Genomic DNA, 24,569 nt, shown 5'->3' with positions numbered 1-24,569 from the left:
TCCCGCTTTCTGTCGACGTCACGTTGAATATCTCCAGTGTAGAAAGTTGAGCAGGCTGATGACAGCTACCAGGGCCTGAAAAATCTATGAGTATATCTTGACCGTTACACTTTCAGTCCAGGGGGCAGAAATGACGATCGTATTTATTGGTACCGGCGGAACCATCTCAAACCGCGGCACCGCACCGGATAACTTTGTGGATTATCTCGACGTCGGCACGATGATGCCGGCTGATGAATTATTGGCAGGGCACCCCGAAATACAACAGATCTCACAGACCCGTGTCGAACCCTTTGGTACGCTTCGCTCCAAATATATGACCTCTGGGCATTGGTTGCAGCTGGCTGAGCGACTGACCTCGGTCTTAGCCGACGATGACATCCGCGGGGCGGTGGTATCGCATGGTACCGGAACGTTAGAAGAAACGGCCTGGTTTTTGCATTTGACGGTCAACTCTGCAAAACCGATTGTGCTGGTGGGTGCTCAACGCCCCGGGAGCACCCTGGGTTCGGATACGCCGTTGAATCTGCTGGACGCGTTTCGGGTGGCAGCGCATCCACGGTCTTATGGCATTGGGGTCGCGGTTGTGATGAATCGGCAGATTCACAGTGCTCGCGATGTGGTAAAAGCGGCCAACCACCGGCTGGATGCACTGCAATCACCGGTGCGTGGTCCGCTTGGCGTGCTGCATGCAGATCACGTGGTGGAATATTGGCGAAGGCCCGTGCATCCCCACACCACCACGTCGGCCTTTGTTGATGTAGGCACGCCGTTACCCCGAGTCGATATGGTGTACGCCTATACGGATGCTGATGCGACGGCGTTAGAGGCGTTTCGTGCAGCAGGCGCCACCGGTCTGGTCGTGGTGGGATACCCGCCCGGAACACTGACCAAGTCATTAGATGACGCCGTGGATGCAGCGATTGCCGATGGCATCGTCGTCGTCCAAGCTAGCCGCGCATATTTCGAACCCGCCGTGATGACACGTGCCGGACTCATTGAGCGAGGACTGGTAGCAAATAGTGATCTGGCCCCACAGAAAGCACGTATCTTATTGCAGCTGGCTCTGGCACAGCGCATGGATCGTGCAGCGATTCACAAGACGTTTGCGGCCTATTAGCACATGGTTTAGAACGCGATCCTGGCACCGAGCTCGGCAATGACCTCCAGGCAGCCCCAATCCAGGTCGATGATCTGTCATAAGGCCAGAATGTACGAGGATGCCAGTTGGGTGAAACCCCAACTGATATCGGCAGCGACGAAAGTTACCGCTAGACCCGGTAAATCTTTTAACATGTATGGCAGCTTAGCCAGCCGGTCCTACAGTGAAATAGGAGCTCAGCGGATCTGCACGGTAGAATCTGTCAGAGCTAGTAAGCTCCTGGTCCACAATCCTCGTCAAAAGTAGCAAGAAAAGCCTATGTCAAAAACGTCCATTCGGCGAAATAGTCGCCTGACAACACCGGTGATGATCACCTTCGTCGTCATCGCGGCACTGCTCATCGCATTGACCGTAGCTTCGGTGGTCAAAGCCATGACGCGCGGGGATGACCCCGTGGTGGTCAATACCGTATTGACCGGTCAGTCCATGGAAGTAAACCGGACGACCGGACTTGATGTCATCCGGTTCCAGGCGGTGCGCGCACCATTACCGGCCGAAGAAGATGTCAGTGACACCCTGGATACGTGCATGGCTGCTGAAGCCCGGGAATATCTGGAAAGTCTTGCAGGAGAGGGGACTTCGCTTGAGGTGGAAATTGAAGCCTATGCGAATGCTCCGAACGGGGAATTGTGGGCACAAATCTACCAGGGCGGCAGTGATTTGGGCGTGAAAATGGTCGAGGCCGGTTTCGCCGTGGTGGATCCGGCGTCGGTGGATGATCCGAAAAAACTCGATGCCATGCTGGCTGCACAGGATAAGGCTAGACATGATGAGCTGGGCATCTTTTCGACCGACGCGGAGTGCACCCTGCCGTCTCGGGTCAAACCCGTTTTAGAGACGCTTGAAGACCTGCCAGATTCCCCGCGTGCTAATGACGTCACGGAGTTGACCAAATACATTGGCGAAATGAACAGTATCCGTTCGGATGCCCAAAAGACGGTGGCAATGCTCTCAGCTATCCCGGATACTGAAAACGACGACTCGGTTGCGGCTCTTGCCTGGGGCGAAGCCAAACAAGAATATATTGATGCGATCAACAACCATCTGGAAGAAATTCGGGGGTTGGTCGAGGATGCTCAAGCAAAACGTGCTGATCTACAAGGCATCGACGCACCAGAACCCGAGCCAACCCCAGAGCCTGCGCCCGAGGAAGACTCCGAACCGCAGGAAGAAGAACAGTCACAGGAAACTGAGGAGTCCCCTGAGGCTGAAGCTTCGGCCGAGACACCTGAGGAACAACCCGAAGAGCCAGGGGCAACTGATGCAGCTTCGGCGGCTCGACTTGAACGCCAAAACGAGGGGCTCGGCTCTCATAGCGGCGATGTCGGTGAGGACCGCGAATAACTCAGACACAAAAGCCTGGTCAACACAGGAGTTGGCCGGGCTTTTGCGTCCCTGAAATGTTGAACACCTAGGTAAGCCTCAGCTCGTTCACGTTCCCAAGTGACTAGGCAGTGAGCACTCTTGCAGGAAATTCGAAGAATTGTATGGGCGGCCTCATCGGTCTGCTGTGTTAGATTGACGCGCAACAGTCCCGCGCGGCTGTCTTGCGCAGCGCAGGAGGAGATGAACAATGCCCTTGCATATATTTGTTCTGGGCCTGGATGACCTAGGTAGAACAGAACTGGCCACGCTTCCTGACGCCGCGGATTTCGTCTTTCACGGGCTGATGACCCTAGACGAACTGCAAAGCGGCACAATCGATTTACCAGCCCTATTGGACAAGGCTCAGCGGCAACTCGATAACTTTGATGGGACGATCGATGGGATTGTTGGATACTGGGATTTTCCCATCAGCCTGATGGTGCCCATACTGTGTGCTCGATACCATCTACCGTCCAAGAACCTGGACGCCGCAGTAAAATGCGAACACAAATACTGGAGCCGTCTGGAACAACAACGCTTTATCGATGAATACCCAAAATTTGACCTGATCGATCTTCATGACCCGAAAGCCACCCTGCCGGCGCACATGTCGTATCCAGTCTGGGCAAAACCCATCAAGTCGTTTTCCTCCGAAGGCGCCTACCGCGTGACCTCTGATGAACAACTGCAAACCGTATTAGCCAAGCGCCGGGAAGCACCGGAACGCGCCGGACCGGCCTTTGACGAAATCTTAGCCCGGCTGGACCTTCCAGAAGAGATTGCTGCGATTCCCGGCAGTGCTTATATGGTGGAAGAAGCCGCAACCGGCAGCCAATGCACGATCGAGGGGTATAACTGGGACGGTGAGGTGTATCTGACCGGCATCGTGGATTCCCTGCACTATGAAAACTCCTCGAGCTTTTTACGCTATCGCTATCCTTCGGAATTACCCGAAGATGTGTGCCGGCGTATTCGGTCAGTGACCCAGCGTGTGATGACGGGGCTGGGATTACGCAACAGCACGTTTAACGTCGAGTACTTTTGGGACGTCAACACCGATCGGCTGGTCTTATTGGAAGTCAACACCAGGCATTCCCAGTCGCATGCGCCGCTGTTTCGTTCTGTTGATGGGTTAACCAACCACGCCCAAATGATTGACCTGGCTCTGGGACGCAAACCACGTCAACCGGTAGGCGAAGGATATTTTAAAACCGCTTCCAAATGGATGTACCGTTGGTTCGCTGATGGTATCGTCCGCAAGCTCCCCAGCGCCCGCGACATCGCGGAGCTAGAACAGCGTTATCCTGGAACCATCATTGAACTCGATGTCACACAGGGGCAGCAACTGTCCAATAGTTTTAGCCAGGATAGTTACAGCTACATGTTGGCCACCATGTACACCACCGGCCAGACCGACGAACAAGTCGTGGAGATATACGAGGCCTGCGTCAACGCCCTGCAATTCGAAATCGAAAACTGTGAGGACCACGATGCGAAAAGTCACGACACTGCCGTATGAGGTTGAACAGACCCAGCACTTGTGGATCCCGATGTCTGATGGAACCCGCTTAGCTGCGCGCCTATGGAAGCCCACCAATGCGCACCAGGAACCGGTTCCGGGCATCGTTGAAATGATCCCGTATCGCAAACGTGATCTGACGGCAGTACGCGACTCGATGCACCATCCCTACATCGCTGGACACGGTTATGCCTGCCTACGTGTTGATCTGCGCGGCAGCGGGGATTCCGAAGGCGTGCTGACTGATGAGTACTTAGAACAAGAACTCCAAGACGTTGAAGAAGTACTGGCCTGGTTGAGCGGCCAGTCATGGTGTAACGCTCGCACCGGGATCATGGGGATTTCTTGGGGTGGTTTTAACGGTTTGCAGGTTGCAGCTCGGCGCCCCAAGAGCCTGGGAGCCGTCGTCACCGTGTGTTCCACAGATGATCGCTATACCGACGACGTTCACTACATGGGTGGGTGCCTACTTACTGACAATCTGTCGTGGGCCTCAACGATGTTCGCTTATAATTCGGCGCCGCCCGATCCGGAACTGGTGGGTGATAAGTGGCGTGACATGTGGTTTCAGCGCTTGGACAATTCGGGACTGTGGTTAGAAACCTGGTTACAACACCAGCGCAAAGACGACTACTGGCGTCACGGGTCTATCAACGAAGACTATAGTGACATTCAAGTCCCCGTATTTGCCGTCAGCGGTTGGGCGGACGGGTATTCCAATGCGGTCTTTCGATTGCTGCGCGGTTTGACATCACCAACCCGTGGGCTCATCGGGCCTTGGAGTCACAAATACCCGCACCTGGGTCAGCCCGGTCCGGCGATCGGATTTCTTCAAGAAGTCGTTGCGTGGTGGGACCACTGGCTCAAGGACCGCACCGATAATGGTGCAATGGACGGCCCACAATTGTCGATCTGGATGCAAGACACCGTCAAACCAGCCACCACCTATGACAATCGACCCGGTCGGTGGGTGGGGGAGCGTACCTGGCCCAGCGACCGGATCGTAGAAACCCGGTACCCGCTGGGGCGTCGTCGTATTTTATTTTCCGAAGAGGAACGTGCCGCGCTCCCGGTGAGCCCAAAACTCACGGTCGAATCCCCGCTGTCAGTGGGCCAATTCGGCGGCAAATGGTGTTCCTATAACGCCCCACCCGATATGCCCTATGACCAGCGGGAAGAAGACGGCGGTGCGCTGGTCTTTGACAGCGACCCGCTGCCACACCGGCTCGAAGTCTTGGGCCAGCCCTTTGTTGAGCTGAAACTATCGTCTGATGAACCTGTGGCGATGATTGCGGTGCGGATCTCTGATGTGGCCCCGGATGATGCAGCAACCCGGGTGAGCTACGGTATTTTGAATCTCAACCACTACGATGGTGCTGATCAACCTAAACCCCTGAGCAAAGGTGAAGAACACACTTATCAGGTAAGACTCAATGGTTTGGCGCAGTCGTTTCCGGCCGGCCACCGGCTGCGGGTCTCAGTGTCGACGTCATACTGGCCCGTCGTATGGCCTTCGCCAGCACCGGTGCGCCTGACCATTGACCCGATGTCCAGTTCATTGGTCCTGCCGGTGCGACCGGTTCACGATTCCGAGAACGATGACCCGGCCATGGTTCCCGTATTTGATCGGCCAGAAGCGGCCAAACCATACCAAACCGTGCAGATTGAACCCGGCGAGCAGGACTGGTCGGTGAGTCGCAACCTGGTGGACCTAACCGGCAAGCTGGAAGTGGTCAAAGACCTGGGTGTGGTTCGGTTCAAAGAAATCGATTTGGATGTCACCCGACGCGCGGTGGAACGCTATACCTTCCGCGATTCCCAACCAAATTCAGTGCGCGGGGAAACCGAATGGGTTATGGGGTTCCAACGTGATGATTGGTCGATTTACACGTTTACCAAAACCGTGCTGACCTCCACGCCCGAGACATTCCAGATTTATGCGGAACTTGACGCCTACGAGGGAGAACGTAGGGTGAGATCCAAGACCTGGACAACCACAATCGACCGGGATTTCATCTAAGGATTGGATCGCACCCTTGGACATTTTGTCTGGACGCACCCTGCTACGCCCCACCAACCCGACACGCAGTCAGGCGTTTTATCGCGATACGCTCGGGCTGGCGATCTATCGGGAATTCGGCCCGCCCGAGGCACCCAGTCTGGTGTTTTTCTACGGCAACGGAATGCTAGAGGTTACCGGGCATGCGACACCACCGGGGCAGGGCACCAATGCGATGGTCTCTTTGTGGTTGCAGGTCCGCGATGTTGAAGCCGAATATCAGCGACTGCGTGACTTAGGTGTCACGATGTTGCGAGAACCGCGCACCGAGCCCTGGGGTCTGATTGAGGCCTGGATCGCTGATCCCGATGGTATCCAGATTGTTCTGGTGCAGATTCCGGCAGATCACCCGCTGCGCCGTGACCAACGACCAATCGAGACGCTGCAATGAAAGAATCGTTGCGCTTGATTCTGGGATTAGGCTTTCTTGCGCAGTCCGCCCTGCCACATCACGTCATACGGGGTGGCAGCTGAGATTCGCTGGCTGATTCCTGCGGTCACAAAGTCCTTGGCGCGCTCGGCGGCCTGTAACGGTGTGCGTCCCTTTGCCAGTTCGGCGGTCACAGCGGCGGCCAGCGAGCAACCGGCACCCGATACGGCGTGGTTGCCAATCTTGGCGACGCCCAACACCTCCAGGTTTTCGCCGTCGTAAAACACGTCCACGGCTTCTGGACCATCCAGGCGCACCCCGCCTTTGGCCAGGACGGCAACACCGGATTCATCATGAATCTTGCGGGCGGCATCCTTGAGGTCTGCCAGATTGGAGATCGTGATGCCCGACAGTTGCTCGGCCTCAAAATGGTTTGGGGTGGTCATGGTCGCCAACGGCAAGAGTTTGGCTTTCAGTGCTTCATCGGTGTCTTGGGCGGCACCGGGTTCTTGTCCTTTACAGATCAGCACCGGATCCAACACCACGTTTTTCCACTGTTGGGATTGCAATGCATTGGCAACGACGTCGATGGTTTCAACCGAACCCATCATGCCCAGCTTCACGGTGTCCAGCTGGCCAGAAAAATTCGCCTGAATGGCTTCCAGCTGGTTGGCCAACACGGTGGGATCAACACGGGTGAGTCGGTGATTCCAGTTATCGGCGGGATCATATGCCACAATGCAAGTCAGCGCGGCGGTCCCGTAGGTTCCCAGTTCTTGGAAGGTGCGCAGATCCGCTTGTGCACCGGCACCACCGGTGGCTTCAGAACCCGCAATGGTTAGTGTGATGGCAGGTGAATGGATACTATACATGCCGCCCATCTTATATGGCCTAGGCCAATGTTTCTGAATTTATGCGCTCAGATAACGCGGCCACTATTTGGTGCTGTCAACAGTGGCTTCACCGGCTGGTTCGATGACATGAACAAAAGAGCTGGCCGTCCACCGCCCAAGCGCCATGAGAATTGCGGCGGGGAAACCAACCAGCGGAATGAGCAGCGGGATCAGACCCTCGCCGCCAGCCAATAAGACGGTCAGCCCATAGAGCATCCCGATTACCGCATAGGCCAGAACGTGTACCGACTGGTTCAGCTGGTGTCGCAGTAACCAGTTGGTCAACAACGCCAACGGCAACCCAAGAATCAGACCCGAAAGCCCTACAATGGTCAGCAGCGGCGTCAGATCTCCCACCGTATCGGACAGTGGTAACAAATTCAGGATGACGACGATCCCGGCCATGACAATGTTGGGAACCAGCCAGGCTAATAAGAAACCATAGATCGACATCGACAGCCGAGCCTTCGGTTCGGTGTTTTTGCGACGTCTGGGTGCGGAATCGTATTTTTCAGGAACGGGTGTGGTCACAACGGGCCTTCAAACTGGTGCAACAGGAACTCATTGCCCCAATTGTAATCTCTTTTGGTAGACCCCGAGTAGGCTGTGTGGTTATGGCAACAACTGGATCGAGAATACCGGCTTGGACCGTGGTGGTCGCTACGGGCATTCTTGCGGCAATGCACGTGTGGAAACTTCCCTCTGCCCTGGACTATATTCGTGCCGACCTTGGCATTGACCTCGTAGCTGCCGGTGCGCTGGTGGGGGTGGTCCAGCTGGCCGGCGCGCTGGGTGGACTGGCCGCTTCGGTGGTAGCAGAACGCATCGGTTCAAAAAATACGTTGCTGATCGGACTGGTGCTGGCAGGCTTAGCTTCGGTGGCCGGTGGATTCGCCACCAGTGCAGCCTGGCTGATGACCACACGCGCCATTGAAGGCATCGGATTCATTCTCATTACGGTGGTCGCCCCCGCACTGGTGCGCGTGTTGGCACCGCAAGACAAGGTCAATAGTGCAATGGGCTGGTGGGGCGCTTTCCAAGGAATCGCCCTGTTTCTCGGTGTTGGCATCTCGGCGGTGTTACTCAACGCCACCACCGTGTCCTGGAATATCTGGTGGTTCATCATGGGCGGGGCCACACTGAGTCTCATCCCGGTTGTTGCAACCATCGTGCCCGCCGACCCGCCCGGAACAGTGCATCTGAGACGGATCGGCCGCATTATTGTGACGTCGATCAAAACCCCACTGCCGTGGGCACTGGGGCTGATCTTTGCCAGCTACACCCTGCAGTGGGGCGCGATCCTGAGCTTCTTGCCCACCATCTTTGGCGAAGCCAACATCGACACCGCCATCGATGCGGCCATCATCATTGGTCTGGCCACCGCCGTGGTCGGTGGGGTCAATGGTGTTGCCAATATTTTCACCGGAATCCTCTTACAGCGCGGCCACCCGCCGCGCCGCCTGTTAATCACCGGGCTGACCACCATGGCGATCATGTCGACTATGGTATTTGCCCCCGACTGGTCTAAAGTGCCCGGTACCGTCATCTGGGCCATGATCGCCGCAGCAATATTCTCATTCGTTGGAGCACTGGTTCCTACCACCGTCACCCGCCAGGCTGTTGATATCGCCCCCGCAGGCGGCTCGCCGTCGGCAGTTATTGGACTGATCACCCAGATGTTCAACCTGGCAAACTTCCTGGGCCCGGTGATCCTATCGGCCATCGCCGCGGCAGCCGGCACATGGCAGCTGTCGTGGACCATGACGGTCACAGCGTCGGCGATGGGCATTATCCTCACCTTGATCTTTGTGCCGCGCGGAGTGGACCCATTCAAAAACGGTGAAAAACTTTGACTACAATGTGCTTTCGAAGAAGTTTGGACGCCAGCTGGGGCAGCAGCTGAGTACGGGGCCGTAGAGGCCGTGACACCGTCGCGATATATCGTTTTGCAAAGGACGCTTCGTGACCGAAAAAGCCCATCCCACCAAATCCGCTCAAGGCAATTTCGCACCTGTTGGATCCCATATTTATCCGGTGCTATTCGCCATTATGGCCGTGGTGTTCATCCTGTCGAATATCGGTGCCGCAAAAGGAGTCCAGTTCGGCCCGATCCTGACCGACGGCGGGTTTTTCCTCTTCCCGGTCGCCTACATTGTTGGCGACATTATTTCAGAAGTCTATGGGTTCAAAGCCTCACGCAGGGTCATCTTCACAACGTTTCTCATCTCAGCGTTTGCATCGTTGACCTACTGGATCATTATCATCCTGCCGCCAGCCGATTTTTATGATGGCCAAGCAGCCCTGACCCGCACACTGGGGCCGGTGCCGTTGATCGTATTGGCCTCACTGGTTGGCTTCGCCGTCGGACAATTATCCAACGCCAAGATCATGGTCGCCATGAAACAACGCAGCGGGGAACGCTACCTCTTTGGGCGCATCGCAGCCTCCACCCTGGTCGGCGAATTGCTCGACACGATCGCATTCTCAGCGATTGCAGCAACCGTGATCGGCATTGAAACCTTCGGCCAATACGTGGTGTTTGTGCTGGTCGGCTGGGTGTGGAAGACCGCCGTTGAACTGATTTTCTCCCCGGTGACCATCTGGGTGATCAGTAAAGTCAAGGCCGCTGAACCGCACTACGGTGCCCTGACCAACGCCTAAAAGACGTTGTGTTTCACCGCATGTTGCAAGTCGGAAGAAAATCTGCTGAGGTAGTGGAGAAGAATCACGAGTGCTGATCAACGAAGCCCTGGCTGATCAGTCAGCAACCCTCTCGCCGTAGTGGGGTGCTCCAGGTGATGATTCGGCTAAGTTCAATCGTTCTTAGCAAGTATGGCGCCGTGCGCAACGCTGTCAGCCGACGCCACGAATCTTCAAGGAGTCTGACATGACGCAGACCATTACCTCATCAGTGACCTCCGCGAACGACGTCGTTGTGACCCAACTGTGGGAAACCCTGAATCCGGTCTTTGCCGACATCGCGGCTAGCGCGCCGCAGCGTGACGCAGCCGGTGGCATCGATATCACCCCGATTCAGGCACTGCGTGCAGCCGGATTCACCCGCCTCAGGGTACCGGCGGAATACGGTGGCTACGGGCTGTCACTGCCGCAAGCTTATGAATTTTTCGTGGCGCTAGCCGCCGCTGACTCTAACCTGGCCCAGGCATTACGCTCCCACTGGGGATTCGTAGAAGACCTGCTTTCCCGCCCCGCAGACCAGGCAGCGTTTACCGAACGGTGGTTGACCCGGATTGGAACAGGGCTGGTTGTTGGCAATGCCATTACCGAGCGCGGCAACACCCACGGACAGAACGCCACCAGGCTGTCGCGCCGCGACGGACAATGGATCCTCAACGGCACCAAATTCTACTCAACCGGCACCGGTTACGCTGATGCGATTCTGGTTGCTACCACCGGTGACGACGACGAACCTGCGTCGCTGATTATTGCTGCCGATGCGCCCGGAGTTGAAATTGTCGATGACTGGGATGGTTTCGGCCAACGGCTCACCGCCTCGGGCACCACGCACTTCCGGGATGTCGTGGTTGATGAAGCCGATATTTTCCCGCCCGGACACGGAATAGATTCCGGTGACCGGACCGCATTTGGCCAGGCCGCCTGGCAGGCGGTGCATTTAGCCACGTTAGTTGGCATTGCCAAGGCGGTGCTGCGTGACGGCGTTGGCTACGTGCAATCACGCACCCGCACATTTAGTCACGGGGCAGCCGACACCGTGCAGCAGGATCCACAAGTGTTGCAACTGCTGGGCGAATTGAGCGCCAAAGTTGCGGGTATTGAAACGATCTTCCGTGCGATCCCACCGGTATTAGCCGAACACTTCGCCGCCGATGCGCGCGGTGAAGAACTCCCCGAAGCCGAGGTTGATGCCTTGTACGCGCAGGTATATCAGGCCCAGCAGGTTATCGCCCCGGTGGTGTTAGAAGTTGCAACCAAGATTTTTGAAGTCGGTGGCGCCTCGGCGACGTCACAGACCCGAGCTTTAGACCGACACTGGCGCAACGCTCGGGTGCTGGCCAGCCACAATCCATTGATCTACCGTGCGCGCATTCTGGGAGATTACGTGGTTAACGGAGTCTCACCCGAGCGGAAATACACCGTAGGCCAGGCCGCATCATAAACGGCGCGTACGGGCCCAGCGGTCGGTACCCACCGGGGACTACATGCTGGTTGATCCGCCCCAACTGATTGTCTACACGGAAGACGCTACGCGCCGATGACCGCCCATTGGCCACCAGCCTGGTGACCTGGGAATTTGACCTGGCATCCCAGGGCACCCGCGTCGTCGTCACGAATCAGGCGACGACGTTTGTTGGACAGGACATGCTAACCGGTACGCGCAACGGCCACCGCATAGCACTGCAGCAATTAGCGGCATTCCTGGAGTCGAAGGAAGGTGACGGGCTTGATCAGTGAACACGCGATAACCGAAACATTTCTTGCCGCATTGAGCATGGACGACGACGATGACGTCGAGTTCCCGCGGATGGATTTTGAACCGCGCATACCAGAGCTTTAGACCGGACGCTTTTGTTTGTCGTAGTACCGGCCCAGCATCTGTTCTTTGAATGCACAGAAGTCGCCGTCAATAATCGACTGCCGGATGGTGTCGACCAGACGAACAGTGAAGCGTAGGTTGTGAATCGACATCAGGGTACCGGCCAGGATCTCATCGGCCTTGATCAAGTGTCGCACATAGGATTTAGAGTAGTTGGCGCAGGTGTAGCAGTCGCAGCCTTCTTGCAGCGGTGACAAATCGGCGGCAAATTCAGCGCGCGGTAAGTTGATGCGCCCGTATTCGGTGTAGAACGCGCCGGTGCGGCCCACACGAGTGGGGGAGACAGCATCGAACGTATCGGCGCCGGCCTCGATTGCGGCGAATAAATCATCAGGTTCGGAAATGCCCAGCAGGTGGCGAGGTTTGTCCTCGGGCAGTTCTTCGGCACACCAGCCCACGATGGTGCCCAGGTTTTCTTTCTCGAATGCTCCGCCGAGCCCGTAGCCGTCGAAACCGGCTTCGACACCGTGGAATTCGGCGCGCATGTCACGCAGGTCCCGGCAGGCTTTGCGCCGCAAGTCTTCGTATTGGGCGCCCTGAATGACGCCGTAGAGCGCCTGATACGGCCGGTGGGAGCGTTGTTCGGTGAGCCGGGCATGTTCATTTAGGCTGCGCTGGGCCCAGCTTCGGGTGCGTTCCAGGGACTCTTCTTGATAGCCACGCGAGTTGTGCAGGGTGGTCAGCTCGTCGAAGGCCATCATGACGTCGGCGCCCAGCTGGTGTTGAATGTTCATCGACACCTCTGGAGTGAACCGGTGACGGTCACCGTTGATATGGGAGGTGAACCACACGCCGTCGTCGTCGACATTTGCCAGACGCTCCTTACCGGGTGCAACGGCGTCGTCCGAACCGACCTTGCTTTGCGCCTCAGGACCGGTCATATCAATAACTTTTTTGAATCCGGAGCCCAGCGACATGACCTGGAAACCACCGGAATCGGTGAAGGTTGGGCCATCCCAGTTCATGAATTTCCCCAGCCCACCGTGCAGATCTAATAGTTCGGGACCGGGCTGGAGGTAGAGGTGATAGGCGTTGGATAGTACTGCTTGGGCGCCGAGGTCTTTGACCACTTCGGGCAGCACGGCTTTGACCGTGGCTTTGGTCCCGACCGGAATATACGCCGGGGTGTGAATATCGCCGTGCGGGGTGTGGATGGTTCCGGTGCGGCCGTGCGCGCCGTCCATACGCGTGCCAATGGTAAAAGAAAAATCGCTGGGTTCTGCCATGAACTTTAGTGTAGCTGGTCGTTCAATAGACCTTGCGCTGCCAGTGTTGCTAAGACATAAGACCAGTCAATGCGCTCTTGTTCTAACCGCACACCGGGATTGGCAAGTAAATAGGTGTAGGCCTCAGCCTCAGCAGTTGTCAGGAGGTCAAGTTCTCCCCGGAAGGGTTTGGCTTCGGTTGCCCACAGGTCTTGAAACTGTTGTAGCGTCGGTAAATCCATGAGCAGCGATGAGGTCTGGACGCCGGTAGCCCGGAGGCTATGCAAAATCCGGAATCCGTGGGTGTCAAGATCACCCCAGTAGTAGACTTGGGCGGTATGTATCCAAGGCAGGTGTGTCAGGCTCGATACCGCGGTGCCTTTGCCAAAAACTGCGACGGTGTCCTGCATGGGTGGCAACGTGAGTAGGGAGATCAGGTTTTCTACTATTAAGATCCGCTGTGGTGTGATCTTCAATGAAGCAAGCTGTTCTAGTGGTGCGGTGATATCATATCGATATCCATGGTGCGGGCCAGTTGTTGGATTTCGGCCAGCGACACGACACCCATGTGGTTTTCTTCCAGTTGGGTCTCGACCCGGTAATCACCCGGGTTGTTTAAACGTAGTGCGGAGACGGAGGCAATCTGGGGTAGCCGGGACGGCTGGAGTTCGACGTCGTATTGATCGGTGGGGCGAACCTGTTCGGAAATCTGCAGGGCATCTTTCAGCGCGGCGCGCAGTTGGCGGTGGAGACGACGCTCTTCGGCTAGACGCTGGGTCTGGACGAAGCGGCGCAGGCTTCGGCTAAATGAGGTCAGGATCTGGTGCACCTCAGTTGAGCGTTCTTGCAGAATGGGTAGCATGCGTCGTAGCGCTCGCAATTGAGCAGCTGGCAGTTGTTGGGCGAATCCCCGATCGGTGATGGTGCGGATGGCCTCTTCGAATTCTAGTCCACGCTCCGGGTCTAACAGCAGTGCATAGAAACCGTAAAAAGATCGTCCGGCGTCGGAGTCTGCCAGAATATCGACGTCTCGAAATACGTCTTCTAAGACCTGAGACCTGGAATCCTGAGAGTCGATGAGTTTTTCGCGCAGATCATGGTTGAGGCCCTCAATTTCTTGGCGTACTCGAGCAAAGTCGGAGGGCACTTCCGTGACGAGGTTCAGGATCTCATCGACCCGTTCTACGGCTCGCTCGGCGTCGAGTACTTCGAGTTCACCCTGGGTGAGGCGTTGGATTTGGTCTTCGATGCGGGCCTTTTTGGCTTCCAATGTGGTCAGACGCGAGGTGATGTCCGGGTCGGTTTCGGCCACGAGCTGTGCCAACATATTTTGAATGGTGGCCAGCCGCGATTCGGTCACCGTACGACGTGGAGTGTGTATCTCATCCACGAATTGCATGGCAGCTAACGCTCCAGGGGACAGTTCGAAGGTTTCTTCTCGCACCTGGGTGCTGGGTCGCCGAATGAGGATACCGGATCGGCGCCAGTCGGCGATATAATCCTGAGCGGTGCGGGGGAGTTCGAAACCCTCGGACCGGAGCTCTTCAAGATCTTCGGTGACTTGTTCAAAGAAATCAGGTGCCGGGATTTGGCGTTGTTCACGGGCCAGTCGACGTTCCAAAATGGCTAGTATGACCGGGGCATTCTGGGCGCGCAAGATGCCCCATGCTGGGTGGGTATTGGCGATGCGTTGATGTGCCAGCGCGCGGCCAACCAGAGTCATATCATGCCCAGCATAGTTGGTGCCGTGATGCGGTGGCTAGCGGTTATTTCGCCAGACGCCGGATGGGGATATCCGGGTCGGCAAGTTGGGCGGGATCAACCGCAATACCCCGGGTGATGATGCGTGTAGCGGCACGGATGATCATCTGTTCGTCCAGGGCGGCGGCCCCGATGAGCCAGTCGCCGTCGACAACGAAAATGGCATTGTCCCCGCGGTGCACCAGGTGTTCGTGGGCCTGCGGGATAACCCGGCCGATAGCCTGGGCGTCGTGGCAGAATTGATCCGACCACACCCAGGCCGGGGTTGGTGCGCTCGGTTCGGTACCCATGATCGTGTTGACCACGCGCGCGGCTGAGGCTCGTCCGTGATCCCAGTGGTCCTGGCGCGGCTGGTTCCGAATACGGCACACATCACCGATGGCATAGATCCCCTCGATGGTGGTGCGGTAGGCCTCATCCACGACGATCCCATCGTCAATAGTCACGCCGGAGTCTTGGGCGACGGCGACATTGGGTTCCACCCCGACGGCGGCAATGACGAGATCGAAACGGTCCAGGTTCTCATTCACGGTGAGCCGACGTTCAATCACCTCAACGTGTTGGCACATGGTGGCATACAGTGTTTCGGCCAGCTCCCCGAAGATTTCGGCGGCCGGAACCTGCGGGGTAAAGACAGTCACGTTGGCACCCAGAGCTTTGGCCGAAGTGGCTAGCTCTGGTGCCAGTAGGCCGCCTCCGGCAATGGCCACGTTGACACCGGGGCCCAGTGCGTGGCGTAACGCGTTAGCATCGGCCACAGTTCGCAGCGTGTAGACCGGTTTATCTAAGTCCAGGGTCTTGGGAACGGCACCGGTGGCGATCACGATGTGCTCGGCCTCGAAGCGCCGGGTCGCGGTGTCCACAAATCCTTGGCCCACGCGTACGGCGGTGTCTTGCACCCAGGTCACGCAATGTTCTGAGAACCACTCATCCGGGGCTAAGGCCAGGTCGACGTCGTCGGTAAGATACTCAGTGGATAGTGGCGGTCGATCCAGGGCAGTGTGATGCGGATCGATGATCGTGATGGCGCCCGGAAACCCGGCCTCACGCAGTCCGGCAGCCACCGAGAATCCGGCAACCGAACCGCCCACAAGAACCACGTTGGACATTAAAATTGTGGGGTCAGCAGGACGCGCCCGTTGACCACTTCGATGCGATGTGTCGGGGCATCTTCGGTGGCTGGCAGATTCAGGACCTTGCCGTTGGCCAAGCAGAACGATGAGGCGTGTTTGGGGCACTCGACCGTACCGTCTTCAACCCAGCCTTCGGACAGTGAATAGTTGCCGTGGGTGCACCGGTCGTTGAGTGCGTAAATACCCTCGTCAGTGCGGAACACCGCGATTGGTTCGCCACCGGTCACCTCGTGGCCAATATACACGCCTTCTTCTAACGGGAAATCTTCTTCCGCGCCAATATCAATACTCGTCATAACATCCTCCAGCTCCAGCTTAGAAGCCCCAGTTCGCCCACGCTAGCGCTTGCGTCACAAGTTTGCCCCGGCCACCTTCAAACTCATTGGTGATCTCCGGTGATAGTGCTTGTTCCGGTGTCATCCAGGCGACATCTAAGGCGTCTTGGCGCGGTTGTGTATCACCGCGCACCGGTACCACATAACACAGGGCCACGGCATGTTGGCGGTCGTCTGTGAGCCCCGAGCTTGACGCGTAGGGGAAGTATTCGGCCACCGTAAACGGCTGCAGGGTGATCGGCAACTGCGGCATGGCCAGCGTGCCGAGATCTTTTTCAAGGTGGGTCATGAGCGTGTCGCGAATCGATTGCATATACAGCACGCGTCCGGACACAAAAGAATAGCGGAAATTGCCTGAGGTATCGGCCCGGTATAACAGACCGACTTCCACCACTCGGCCATAATCATCGAGGCGGACAGGGATTGCTTCAACGTAGATCATCGGCAAGCGTGCGCGTGCCGCAGTCAATTCCGTTTCGTCGAGCCAACCGGGATTAGGATCTGGAGTTCGAACCGTCATGAGCTCCACTCTACAACTACAATGTCACATATGCCTTCATACCGCGCGATCCTACCCATCGGAGATATCCGCCCCGGTCACCACCCCGAAGAAGTCATGGATTCTGCCGTCGCAGCAGTGTCATCCATCGCCACCGTTGAACACACTGATATTCAGATTCTGTCGAATGTGCCCCAAATTGTGGTGCGTTTTTCTCTCGACGACGACGGCGACGCCCACTTCGTTGCCGATGCCATGGCCGATGCAGTGTCCCGGGTCGCCACCACCGGGCCTGGCCGGCTGCTGTTACGCCGCGGTGGTCGATGGGTGCCGCGCTAGCCTCATGGCGCTGTGTGCACACCACCACGCTGCCGTCCACAACGACAAATGGGCCATCCACACCATCAACGGCACCCACTACTTCCAACCCGCACCATGGCTCGACCCCACCCAACCACTGTTACGGAATCTTCACTGGGCGTTGTAGCTGTCGTCTGAATCTATATAGGTGAGATGCTCCATCGCTCGCTTTTCGACAACGGAGATTTGATAACGCCGGTTCTCAGTTGCCGCCACGATGACAAATAGGCCAAGCAGTGCAATACCCACCAGGAGAAATGAAGTATTTTCCCCAAAGAGTCGGGAGCCCACGATGGCGGACAAACCAAAGGTAAACCCCAAGACCACTGACATGCGACCACGCCCCGTGAGTGATAACTGTGACAACAACACGAGCAAGATCAGTGTTGCGATAATCGCCCACATGATTTCCGGAATGAACAGCAAATCGGAAATCTTCCAGGCGGCCATCCCCGTAAACACAGTAGTAGCCGAGAAAATCAGCATCCACCCGGTAAACGCCCCGATCGGCACATCCGTCAAGAAGCGTTCCTTGCTCGTTCGTTCCGTATACACATTAAGGTTCTTGACCGCCCGATACAACAACACCACCGCACCGCAGGACGTAATGATCTCCAGGCCGTAATCCTGAAAGTGTGCCAACAATATCGTGCCCGACGCCAGCAGCATCGCGTTGGAAACATACCAGGCCGTGGCCCGATTGCGCATCGCCGAATGTTGCGACGGAGCCCACTGATACAGCGTGTAGACCATCATCAACACCCACAATAATGGCCAAGCCAGCACGTGCCAGGCGGCCATCGACATCAGCGAGGTCGACCCCCTATAGAGACCATCGTGGGCATCCACAATAGAAGGCCACGGACCCATCCAGCCCAACGCAAATAGCCCGACGACAACAAATAACACCCAGCTAATACTCAGCGTTATCCGACGGAAACCATCGAGGTGTTGAGGCTCGGGATCATCAGTCATCGGCTCCGGAAAAGGCAGGACTATTTCTTCGTCATGATCGATCTCTTCGAGCTGATCTTCAGGTGGCGGCGGTGGAGCCTGAGCTTCGATGGCACGAGCCTTGGTGACAAGCCGTTCAATGCGCTGCCACTCGGGCAGATTCTGCCGAGCACGCTCAAGGAGTTCCGCATCGCTGAGGTACTCGTCGTCGCCCTGTAACATCGGACGATTCTCCGGAGCCGGAATATCATCGGACTTTAACTCTCGAGCAGCTTTCAGCAGCGCTTCAGTCTCCCGCTCTTGTTGACGACGACGCGCAAATGCCGCTTGTTCACGTTCCAACCGGGCCATCCGCTCGGACTCCCGCTCACGCTGCGTTTCCAAAGCATCTTTAGCTTCTTGAATATCCTGCGCCAACTGCCGCAGACGCTCTTCTTCTTCGCGAGCTTTGCGGCGATCATCCTGCAGCTTCTCCCAACGAGCCTGCAACCGATCAGGTGTTTCGGCAATGGCGCGTTCGATATCGTCTTGGGTCGGTCCACGAAAGGAATCCAGCCACGCATTGAGCCGATCGCGCAGGCCGACTTTCTCACCGGTACGAGAACGTGCAGAAGATTGCTTTGGCACTTTCGGTTGCCTATCGGCGTCGTCGCCACCAGAAGTTCCGGAAGCCAGTGACTGTTCGGCCGAAGTACCAGGGCGGGTAGATGGTTGGGATTTCTTTAGCCGAGCCAGGGCCTCTGACGACTCTGATGGCTTTTTGGCCACGTGCACTCCTCCCACCGAATATTCTTGTGCTTGAGTCCAGCTATTTTACTTTCCAACACGCCATTCTACGGTCTGACACGCTACCCCAGGGGCTTCTCGCAGGCTGCGCGTGGCATGCCTAAGGCGCAAACGCCAACGTGCGCTGCGACCTGAACTCGCGATGCTGGCCGGTCAGCGGATCGGTGAAGGCCAAACCATTGGCCAACAGCTGCAGCGGGGTGGCGTAATCATCGGGCGCATGATCCAGCAGATCCGGGTAGAACCGGTCATGCAAAATCCCGTGACCCAGCGCGGCAAGGTGGATACGCAACTGGTGGGTTCGCCCGGTTTTCGGAGCCAGTGCTAGGTGGGCCAGTGCGCCGCCGTCGTCGGTCAATTGATGGGCCAACAGCTTGATATCGGTGATGGCATTGGGGCCGGTGGTGGGGTCGTGACTGCGACGACGTTTACCCACCCGGGGGGCTTGGATACGGCCGGAGTGGGCGGTGGCATAGGACTCGACTTGAGCGGTGATAACACCCTTGGTTTTGATGATCCGGTTACGGAAGGTGAGCGGAAAACGCTCCAGATACAGCCCGGCGGGGGACGGTATGTGTACGACGGCGCGATACTGGCGGGTGACCTGACGGTGTTCAAAGAGTTGTTGATAGGCGCCGCGGGTTTTCGGATTGGGTGAGAACAGTAGCAGGCCGGCGGTGGCCCGATCGAGGCGATGCAGCGGGACCAGATCGGGGATATTCAGTTGGTTACGCAAGCGCACCAGCGCGGTTTCTTGAAGGAATTGACCGCCCGGGGTGGTGGGTAAAAAGTGTGGTTTATCGGCCACCACGAGGTGTTCATCGGCGGCCAGGACGGTGAGATCAAACGGGATGCGTGTTTCGTTGGGTACCGAACGGTAATACCAGATGAACTCGTGGTCAGTCGCCGGGGTGGCGGCGGTGATGAGGGTGCCGTTATTGCCCACGATTTCGCCGCTGGTCACCCGCTGGGTTAGCGCGTCATCGGACAGGTGTGGGAACCGGGTGCGCAGGTGATCAAGGATGGTGCCGGGGGTGTTGGCGGGGATGCGCAGCCGGGTGGGGCCGACGCCGTTGCGTACGGGCAGTGGGGGAGTGGGCATGGTTCTAGTTTAGGCCCGGAATCGGATGGCGTTGGGCGCGGTGTAAAATCCGGCTTCAACCAGATGGCCGGCGAGTTCGGTGCCCACTAGCGGGTCGCCGTTGACGGTTTGGATAGCCAGTTTGTCGGTGCCAGCGCGACGGATGGCGGTTTCTAATGCGGTCGCGGCGAGGCCGAGGTGGTCGTTGGAGAACTGCAGCAAGGTTTTACCACCGCGTTCCAGGTACAAGACCAATTGACCATTGACTAACACCACGTAGGCGCCGGCCTTGCGTCCGGGACGGTGGCCTTGGGTTTCGGGCCAGTCCAGGGTGGCACCATATGGGTTGGCCGGGTCGGTTGCTGCCAGAGCCACTGTCTGTGGGTGGGTGGGTTCCTGGTCGAAAGCACGCAGTGCGTCCACGGTGGCGGCGGTTGAGAATTGGGCGGCGCCGAGCCCGTCGATAAAGTAGCCGCGGCGGATATGCCCGGCTTCTTCCATTTTGGATAGTAACCGGTAGTACGCTGAGAACCCGCCGGGTAGGGCCTCGGCATTGACCGCTCCGCGGGTGATCACCCCGTAACGGTCCAGCAGGTATTCGGCCTGGGCGTGCAGCGCGGTGGTGTTGTCGTCGGTGCGTTCGGGTAGCAATGACCAGCGCCCAACGGCGGTCGGCGGGGCGGGGTTGCTGGACGGGGCGGTGTCTGGGGCAAGCCGGTTCAGCCGGCGCAGCCGGGCGGTGCGCCGGGGCGAGCCACGCTGGGCGGGGGCACGGCGCGGGACGGAAGAATAGGTGGCCCGCACGGCGGTGAACGTATCGTTGGTGATGACTCCGGCCCAGAATAAATCCCACAGAGCGGCCAGAATGTCGGCACCCGAGTGGTCTGCTAATTGGGCGAGCAGGGCCGAATAGAACCATCCGCCGGTGCCGGTCAGGGTAGTGATAATGTCCTCGTGGATGACGGTGCGGTCATCGGTGGTGTGCATGGGCAGCGTCAGATCGATGGTCTCCACGTGGTGAAAGGCCACCGATTGGTCTGCGGCGCCGACCATCACAAACTGTCCGGTGGCTAACAGCTCATCCAACATGGCCGGACGGTAATCCCACACGCGCGCCGGCAGGATCGCCGTCTCCCACACCGCCGCGGGTGCGGTGAATCCGGTGAGCTGATCCAGGATAATGGCCAGCCCATCGACCCCGCGCTCCTGCGGGGTGGGTGTCACTTGGTGCGACTGTAGTAGATAGCGGGCGTAGGCGGCGTGTTCCACCGGTTCAACTTCGGCTCGCAGTTGGGCCAGGGAACGACGGCGAATCCGGGCCAGTACCTCCACATCGCACCACTCATCGGTGGCCACCGGGCCGTCACCGGGTGGTGGGACGGACAGATAGGCACCAAAAGTCACCCGCTGTTGGGCGGCCAAGCGTTGGAGCACCTGGTGGGCAATCACCGGGCCGATACCGAGGCGCTGGGCGACTTCAGGAGCGGTGAAGGGGCCGTGGGTGCGGGCGTAGCGGGCAACCAGATCACCCAGTGGATCGGTCACGGATTCGGCAAATGCCGCGGGCACCCCGATCGGCAGCGGAATGCCCAGCCCATCGCGCAGTCGGGGAGCATCCTCAATGGCCGTCCAGTAGTGCTCGGCTCCGATGCGCACCGGGATGGCACGTTTGTCATCAACCAGCTGCTCGACCCAGGCGCGGGCGGTGGCACGATCTGCGGGTGCGTCTTGGTCCTCGGGATCACGCAGCCGGGCGGCGAGCTCATCGGTGGTCAATGGTCCCAGCAGGCGCAGCAGATCGGCGGCGCCCTCGGCCCCGGTAAGTCGTCGCGACGCAGAAGTGTGTTGCAGATCGGCTTGCACCTGGGCGATAACGTCGTCGTCGAGTAATTCGCGCAGCATATCCTGACCCAGCAGTTGCCCCAAAAGCCCGGGATCCAGGGACAGTGCTGCGGCGCGACGCTCGGCCAACGGTGCATCGGTTTCGTACATGAACTGCGCGGTATAACCGAATAACAGGGTTTGGGCAAAGGGGGAGGCCTGCGGGGTTTGGACTTCGACGACGCGCAACACCCGGGTGCGAATATCGTCGAGGATCTCGAGCAGGCCGTCGACGTCGTACACGTCTTGGAGTACCTCGCGCACGGTTTCTAAAATGATCGGGAACTGCGGGTATTTTGAGGCCACGGCCAATAGTTGGGCGGCCCGTTGACGTTGCTGCCACAATGGCGTGCGCTTAGCCGGATCGCGCCGGGGCAACAGCAGCGCGCGGGCGGCGTTTTCACGAAAGTGTGCGGCAAATAAGGCTGAGCCGCCGACGTGCTGGCGTAATTGGTCGCGCAAGTCATCGGGCTCGAACCAGAAGATCTCACTGGAGGGCGGTTCGCCGTCGGTGGCCGGGATACGCACAATGATCCCGTCGTCACCGGCCATCGCGTTGGCATCGAAACCGTAGGCGGCCTTGACGCGTTCAGAAATGGCAAGCGCCCAGGGGGCGTGAATGGCTTTGCCGAACGGCGAGTGCAAAATGATCCGCCAGTCGCCCAGTTCATCGCGGAAGCGTTCCACCACGATGGTGGTGTCGGTGGGCAGATGCCCGGTGGCTTCGCGCTGCTCGGTGAGATAATTCAGCAGGTTGGTCCGGGCGTTAGCATCCAGTCCGGCGGCTTTGAGACGGGCGTCAATATTGGGGTCGGCCAGTGCCTCGCGCCGGAACGCGCCGGTGGCTCGGCCCAATTCCAGCGGCCGGCCGGGCTGGTCGCCACGCCAGAACGGTAGGCGCCCGGGGCGGCCAAAGGCCGGGGTGACCAGGACACGATCGTGGGTGATGTCTTCGATCTGCCAGGTGGTGGCCCCCAGAATAATGGTTTCACCCACCCGGGATTCATAGACCATTTCTTCATCCAGTTCGCCCACGCGTTTGGCGGCGTCGGACTCGGTGGCCAAATACACGCCGAATAGTCCCCGGTCGGCGATCGTACCGCCCGAGGTCACTGCCAGGCGTTGGGCGCCGGGGCGTGCCGTGATGGTGCCCGCCTCGCGATCCCACACCACCCGTGGTTTCAACTGTGCGAATTCATCTGACACGTATTTTCCGGCCAATAGGTCTAACACCGAGGCATAAACATCCAGTGACAGTGTGGTGAATGGTGCGGCCCGACGCACCAGTTCCAGCCAGGCCTCGTCCACCAACTCATCCATGGCAGCGGCCGCGATCGTGTGCTGGGCCAGAATATCCAGTGGATTGGCCGGGATCGAAATCGCCTCGATCGCCCCGGCCATCATGCGCTCGGTCACAACTGCGGCGTCGACCACATCGGCGCGATGCAGCGGGAAGAACCACCCCACCGAGACCTCGCCCACCTGGTGTCCGGCACGGCCCACGCGCTGCAGACCCGCAGCAACCGTCGGGGCCGACTGCAAATGCACTACCGCATCGACCACGCCCATATCGATACCTAATTCCAATGACGACGTCGCCACCACGCATCGCAGGGTGCCCGACTTCAGCCCTTCTTCGACCTCGGCGCGGGCGGTAGCCGACATGGACCCATGGTGGGTGCGGGCAAATTCTTCGCCCGCGGTATCCGCACGCTCCTGCCACAGTTCATTGAGCGACTCGGTAAGCCGCTCGGCCGAACGCCGCGAGTTCACAAACACAATCATGGACCGGTAATCATCGGCCAGTTCCATAATCCGAGACTCAACGTGTGGCCACATGGACACATTTTCTTCCGGCGAGGCCCCCGTATCTGGCTGGGTCATATCGGCCACCGGCACGGCCACGGTAATATCCCAGCGCTTTTGCTCCGCCCCGTCCACGATCGCCACCGGTTGGACCCCACCTAAAAATCGGGCCACCTCTTCGGCCGGACGCACCGTCGCCGATAACCCAATGCGCTGGGCTGGGGCCTGCAGTAAGGCATCTAAGCGCTCTAATGACACCGCAAGATGTGCCCCGCGCTTATTGCCGGCCAGCGCGTGCACCTCGTCAACAATCACCGTTTCCACCCCGGCCAGGGTCTTACGTGCCTTAGACGTCAGCATCAGATATAGCGACTCGGGCGTGGTGATCAAAATATCGGGCGGATCGGTTACTAAACGACGACGATCCCGGGCCGAGGTGTCACCCGAGCGCACCCCGGTACGAATCTCGGGCACCTCATCTCCCATCCCGCGCGCCGCTTGGGTGATACCCACCAGCGGGGCGGTCAGGTTGCGTTCAACGTCAACACCCAGGGCCTTCAGCGGGGAAATATATAAGACCTTGGTGCGTTTTTTGGCCGGGGGCTCGTCGTCCGGAACAGCGGTAATCAGCTTGTCGATTGCCGAAAGGAACGCCGCCAACGTCTTACCTGAGCCGGTGGGAGCGATCACCAGGGCGTGCTGGCCGGAATTGATGGTCTGCCAGGCACCAATTTGGGCTTTGGTGGGCGCTGTAAAAGATGCCTGGAACCACGAACGTGTCGCGGCGGAAAACGCATCGAGAGCGGCATCAGTCATGTGGCTAG

Annotated in this window: 21 protein-coding genes and 1 riboswitch; of the genes, 10 read left to right on the top strand and 11 right to left on the bottom strand. The window is 58.3% G+C overall.

The genetic code is table 11. The features are described 5' to 3' along the window. The first annotated feature begins 97 nt into the window (after positions 1 to 97). From K8V32_RS01920 to K8V32_RS01900, 5 genes are all read left to right on the top strand, one after another. Complete coding sequence (locus K8V32_RS01920) at positions 98 to 1,120, top strand: asparaginase (RefSeq protein ID WP_303902031.1); 1,023 nt, start codon at positions 98 to 100, stop codon at positions 1,118 to 1,120. 300 nt (positions 1,121 to 1,420) lie between these two features. Beyond that, complete coding sequence (locus K8V32_RS01915; RefSeq protein ID WP_303902028.1) at positions 1,421 to 2,506, top strand: thermonuclease family protein; 1,086 nt, start codon at positions 1,421 to 1,423, stop codon at positions 2,504 to 2,506. Between the two features lie 229 nt (positions 2,507 to 2,735). Further along, complete coding sequence (locus K8V32_RS01910) at positions 2,736 to 4,046, top strand: ATP-grasp domain-containing protein (protein WP_303902025.1); 1,311 nt, start codon at positions 2,736 to 2,738, stop codon at positions 4,044 to 4,046. Further along, a complete protein-coding gene (locus K8V32_RS01905; RefSeq protein ID WP_303902022.1) occupies positions 4,018 to 6,066 on the top strand; it encodes a CocE/NonD family hydrolase in 2,049 nt (682 codons plus the stop codon). Before K8V32_RS01910 ends, K8V32_RS01905 begins: the two co-directional genes overlap by 29 nt. A 16-nt stretch (positions 6,067 to 6,082) precedes the next feature. Further along, positions 6,083 to 6,496: a VOC family protein gene (locus K8V32_RS01900; protein ID WP_303902020.1), complete on the top strand. Its 414-nt coding sequence runs from the start codon at positions 6,083 to 6,085 to the stop codon at positions 6,494 to 6,496. 26 nt (positions 6,497 to 6,522) lie between these two features. Here K8V32_RS01900 and thiD read toward each other — a convergent pair whose 3' ends face one another. Both thiD and K8V32_RS01890 read right to left on the bottom strand, forming a co-directional pair. After that, positions 6,523 to 7,347, bottom strand: coding sequence for a bifunctional hydroxymethylpyrimidine kinase/phosphomethylpyrimidine kinase (gene thiD / locus K8V32_RS01895; RefSeq protein ID WP_303902017.1), 825 nt, complete (start codon positions 7,345 to 7,347; stop codon positions 6,523 to 6,525). 63 nt (positions 7,348 to 7,410) lie between these two features. After that, positions 7,411 to 7,899 carry a hypothetical protein gene (locus tag K8V32_RS01890; RefSeq protein ID WP_303902014.1) on the bottom strand — a complete coding sequence of 163 codons (489 nt, stop codon included), beginning with the start codon at positions 7,897 to 7,899 and terminating at the stop codon, positions 7,411 to 7,413. 83 nt (positions 7,900 to 7,982) lie between these two features. Between K8V32_RS01890 and K8V32_RS01885 the strand changes: the two genes are divergently transcribed. The 4 genes from K8V32_RS01885 (at position 7,983) to K8V32_RS01870 (ending at position 11,802) form a co-directional block, all read left to right on the top strand. Continuing rightward, positions 7,983 to 9,221, top strand: coding sequence for an MFS transporter (locus tag K8V32_RS01885; protein ID WP_303902011.1), 1,239 nt, complete (start codon positions 7,983 to 7,985; stop codon positions 9,219 to 9,221). 109 nt (positions 9,222 to 9,330) lie between these two features. Further along, on the top strand, positions 9,331 to 10,029 hold the full coding sequence (locus tag K8V32_RS01880; protein ID WP_303902007.1) for a queuosine precursor transporter: 699 nt from the start codon (positions 9,331 to 9,333) through the stop codon (positions 10,027 to 10,029). Between the two features lie 62 nt (positions 10,030 to 10,091). Next, a riboswitch (SAM riboswitch) is annotated at positions 10,092 to 10,207 on the top strand. Positions 10,208 to 10,255: 48 nt separating this feature from the next. Next, positions 10,256 to 11,506 (top strand): acyl-CoA dehydrogenase family protein, encoded by a 1,251-nt coding sequence (locus K8V32_RS01875; RefSeq protein ID WP_303902004.1) that lies wholly within the window; start codon positions 10,256 to 10,258, stop codon positions 11,504 to 11,506. A 68-nt stretch (positions 11,507 to 11,574) separates the two neighbouring features. Then, positions 11,575 to 11,802, top strand: a complete 228-nt coding sequence (locus K8V32_RS01870; RefSeq protein ID WP_303902001.1) for an SRPBCC family protein — start codon at positions 11,575 to 11,577, stop codon at positions 11,800 to 11,802. Positions 11,803 to 11,901: 99 nt separating this feature from the next. On the opposite strand, the gene tgt is transcribed toward K8V32_RS01870, so the two are convergent. The 6 genes from tgt to K8V32_RS01840 are packed head-to-tail and all read right to left on the bottom strand — an operon-like array spanning position 11,902 to position 16,898. After that, positions 11,902 to 13,170 carry a tRNA guanosine(34) transglycosylase Tgt gene (tgt, locus tag K8V32_RS01865; protein WP_303901998.1) on the bottom strand — a complete coding sequence of 423 codons (1,269 nt, stop codon included), beginning with the start codon at positions 13,168 to 13,170 and terminating at the stop codon, positions 11,902 to 11,904. 5 nt (positions 13,171 to 13,175) lie between these two features. Continuing rightward, on the bottom strand, positions 13,176 to 13,625 hold the full coding sequence (locus tag K8V32_RS01860; RefSeq protein WP_303901994.1) for a DUF2220 domain-containing protein: 450 nt from the start codon (positions 13,623 to 13,625) through the stop codon (positions 13,176 to 13,178). Positions 13,626 to 13,639: 14 nt separating this feature from the next. Next, positions 13,640 to 14,872, bottom strand: coding sequence for a DUF3375 domain-containing protein (locus tag K8V32_RS01855; protein ID WP_303901991.1), 1,233 nt, complete (start codon positions 14,870 to 14,872; stop codon positions 13,640 to 13,642). A 43-nt stretch (positions 14,873 to 14,915) separates the two neighbouring features. Continuing rightward, positions 14,916 to 16,019 (bottom strand): NAD(P)/FAD-dependent oxidoreductase, encoded by a 1,104-nt coding sequence (locus tag K8V32_RS01850; RefSeq protein WP_303901988.1) that lies wholly within the window; start codon positions 16,017 to 16,019, stop codon positions 14,916 to 14,918. Beyond that, positions 16,019 to 16,339 carry a non-heme iron oxygenase ferredoxin subunit gene (locus K8V32_RS01845; protein WP_303901985.1) on the bottom strand — a complete coding sequence of 107 codons (321 nt, stop codon included), beginning with the start codon at positions 16,337 to 16,339 and terminating at the stop codon, positions 16,019 to 16,021. Before K8V32_RS01845 ends, K8V32_RS01850 begins: the two co-directional genes overlap by 1 nt. Before the next feature lie 19 nt (positions 16,340 to 16,358). Continuing rightward, positions 16,359 to 16,898, bottom strand: coding sequence for an NUDIX hydrolase family protein (locus K8V32_RS01840; protein WP_303901982.1), 540 nt, complete (start codon positions 16,896 to 16,898; stop codon positions 16,359 to 16,361). A 30-nt stretch (positions 16,899 to 16,928) separates the two neighbouring features. Here K8V32_RS01840 and K8V32_RS01835 point away from each other — a divergent pair, with 30 nt between their 5' ends. Continuing rightward, entirely contained in the window at positions 16,929 to 17,216 is a 288-nt protein-coding gene (locus tag K8V32_RS01835) for a hypothetical protein (RefSeq protein WP_303901979.1), read from the top strand. 132 nt (positions 17,217 to 17,348) lie between these two features. Here K8V32_RS01835 and K8V32_RS01830 read toward each other — a convergent pair whose 3' ends face one another. The 3 genes from K8V32_RS01830 to K8V32_RS01820 all read right to left on the bottom strand — a co-directional run bounded on the left by K8V32_RS01830 (position 17,349) and on the right by K8V32_RS01820 (position 24,561). Beyond that, on the bottom strand, positions 17,349 to 18,959 hold the full coding sequence (locus K8V32_RS01830; protein WP_303901976.1) for a TspO-related membrane protein: 1,611 nt from the start codon (positions 18,957 to 18,959) through the stop codon (positions 17,349 to 17,351). A gap of 118 nt (positions 18,960 to 19,077) precedes the next feature. Beyond that, positions 19,078 to 20,079 (bottom strand): pseudouridine synthase, encoded by a 1,002-nt coding sequence (locus K8V32_RS01825; protein WP_303901973.1) that lies wholly within the window; start codon positions 20,077 to 20,079, stop codon positions 19,078 to 19,080. Positions 20,080 to 20,088: 9 nt separating this feature from the next. Continuing rightward, positions 20,089 to 24,561 (bottom strand): Lhr family helicase, encoded by a 4,473-nt coding sequence (locus tag K8V32_RS01820; protein ID WP_303901970.1) that lies wholly within the window; start codon positions 24,559 to 24,561, stop codon positions 20,089 to 20,091. Between the last annotated feature and the right edge of the window lie 8 nt (positions 24,562 to 24,569).

Origin of the sequence: Enteractinococcus helveticum (assembly GCF_020742345.1) — a bacterium.
In the GTDB taxonomy this organism is placed as follows: Bacteria; Actinomycetota; Actinomycetes; order Actinomycetales; family Micrococcaceae; genus Yaniella; species Yaniella helvetica_A.
The sequence above is the reverse complement of the archived record's forward strand: the minus strand, read 5'-3'. Positions and strand labels throughout refer to the sequence as shown.

Bases quoted from the DNA above. Each gene is read 5' to 3' on its own strand.
- K8V32_RS01915 (WP_303902028.1), top strand. From the start codon at position 1,421: ATGTCAAAAACGTCCATTCGGCGAAATAGTCGCCTGACAACACCGGTG.
- K8V32_RS01910 (WP_303902025.1), top strand. From the start codon at position 2,736: ATGCCCTTGCATATATTTGTTCTGGGCCTGGATGACCTAGGTAGAACA.
- K8V32_RS01905 (WP_303902022.1), top strand. From the start codon at position 4,018: ATGCGAAAAGTCACGACACTGCCGTATGAGGTTGAACAGACCCAGCAC.
- thiD (WP_303902017.1), bottom strand. From the start codon at position 7,347: ATGTATAGTATCCATTCACCTGCCATCACACTAACCATTGCGGGTTCT.
- K8V32_RS01885 (WP_303902011.1), top strand. From the start codon at position 7,983: ATGGCAACAACTGGATCGAGAATACCGGCTTGGACCGTGGTGGTCGCT.
- K8V32_RS01875 (WP_303902004.1), top strand. From the start codon at position 10,256: ATGACGCAGACCATTACCTCATCAGTGACCTCCGCGAACGACGTCGTT.
- tgt (WP_303901998.1), bottom strand. From the start codon at position 13,170: ATGGCAGAACCCAGCGATTTTTCTTTTACCATTGGCACGCGTATGGAC.
- K8V32_RS01855 (WP_303901991.1), bottom strand. From the start codon at position 14,872: ATGACTCTGGTTGGCCGCGCGCTGGCACATCAACGCATCGCCAATACC.
- K8V32_RS01850 (WP_303901988.1), bottom strand. From the start codon at position 16,019: ATGTCCAACGTGGTTCTTGTGGGCGGTTCGGTTGCCGGATTCTCGGTG.
- K8V32_RS01845 (WP_303901985.1), bottom strand. From the start codon at position 16,339: ATGACGAGTATTGATATTGGCGCGGAAGAAGATTTCCCGTTAGAAGAA.
- K8V32_RS01840 (WP_303901982.1), bottom strand. From the start codon at position 16,898: ATGACGGTTCGAACTCCAGATCCTAATCCCGGTTGGCTCGACGAAACG.
- K8V32_RS01835 (WP_303901979.1), top strand. From the start codon at position 16,929: ATGCCTTCATACCGCGCGATCCTACCCATCGGAGATATCCGCCCCGGT.
- K8V32_RS01825 (WP_303901973.1), bottom strand. From the start codon at position 20,079: ATGCCCACTCCCCCACTGCCCGTACGCAACGGCGTCGGCCCCACCCGG.
- K8V32_RS01820 (WP_303901970.1), bottom strand. From the start codon at position 24,561: ATGACTGATGCCGCTCTCGATGCGTTTTCCGCCGCGACACGTTCGTGG.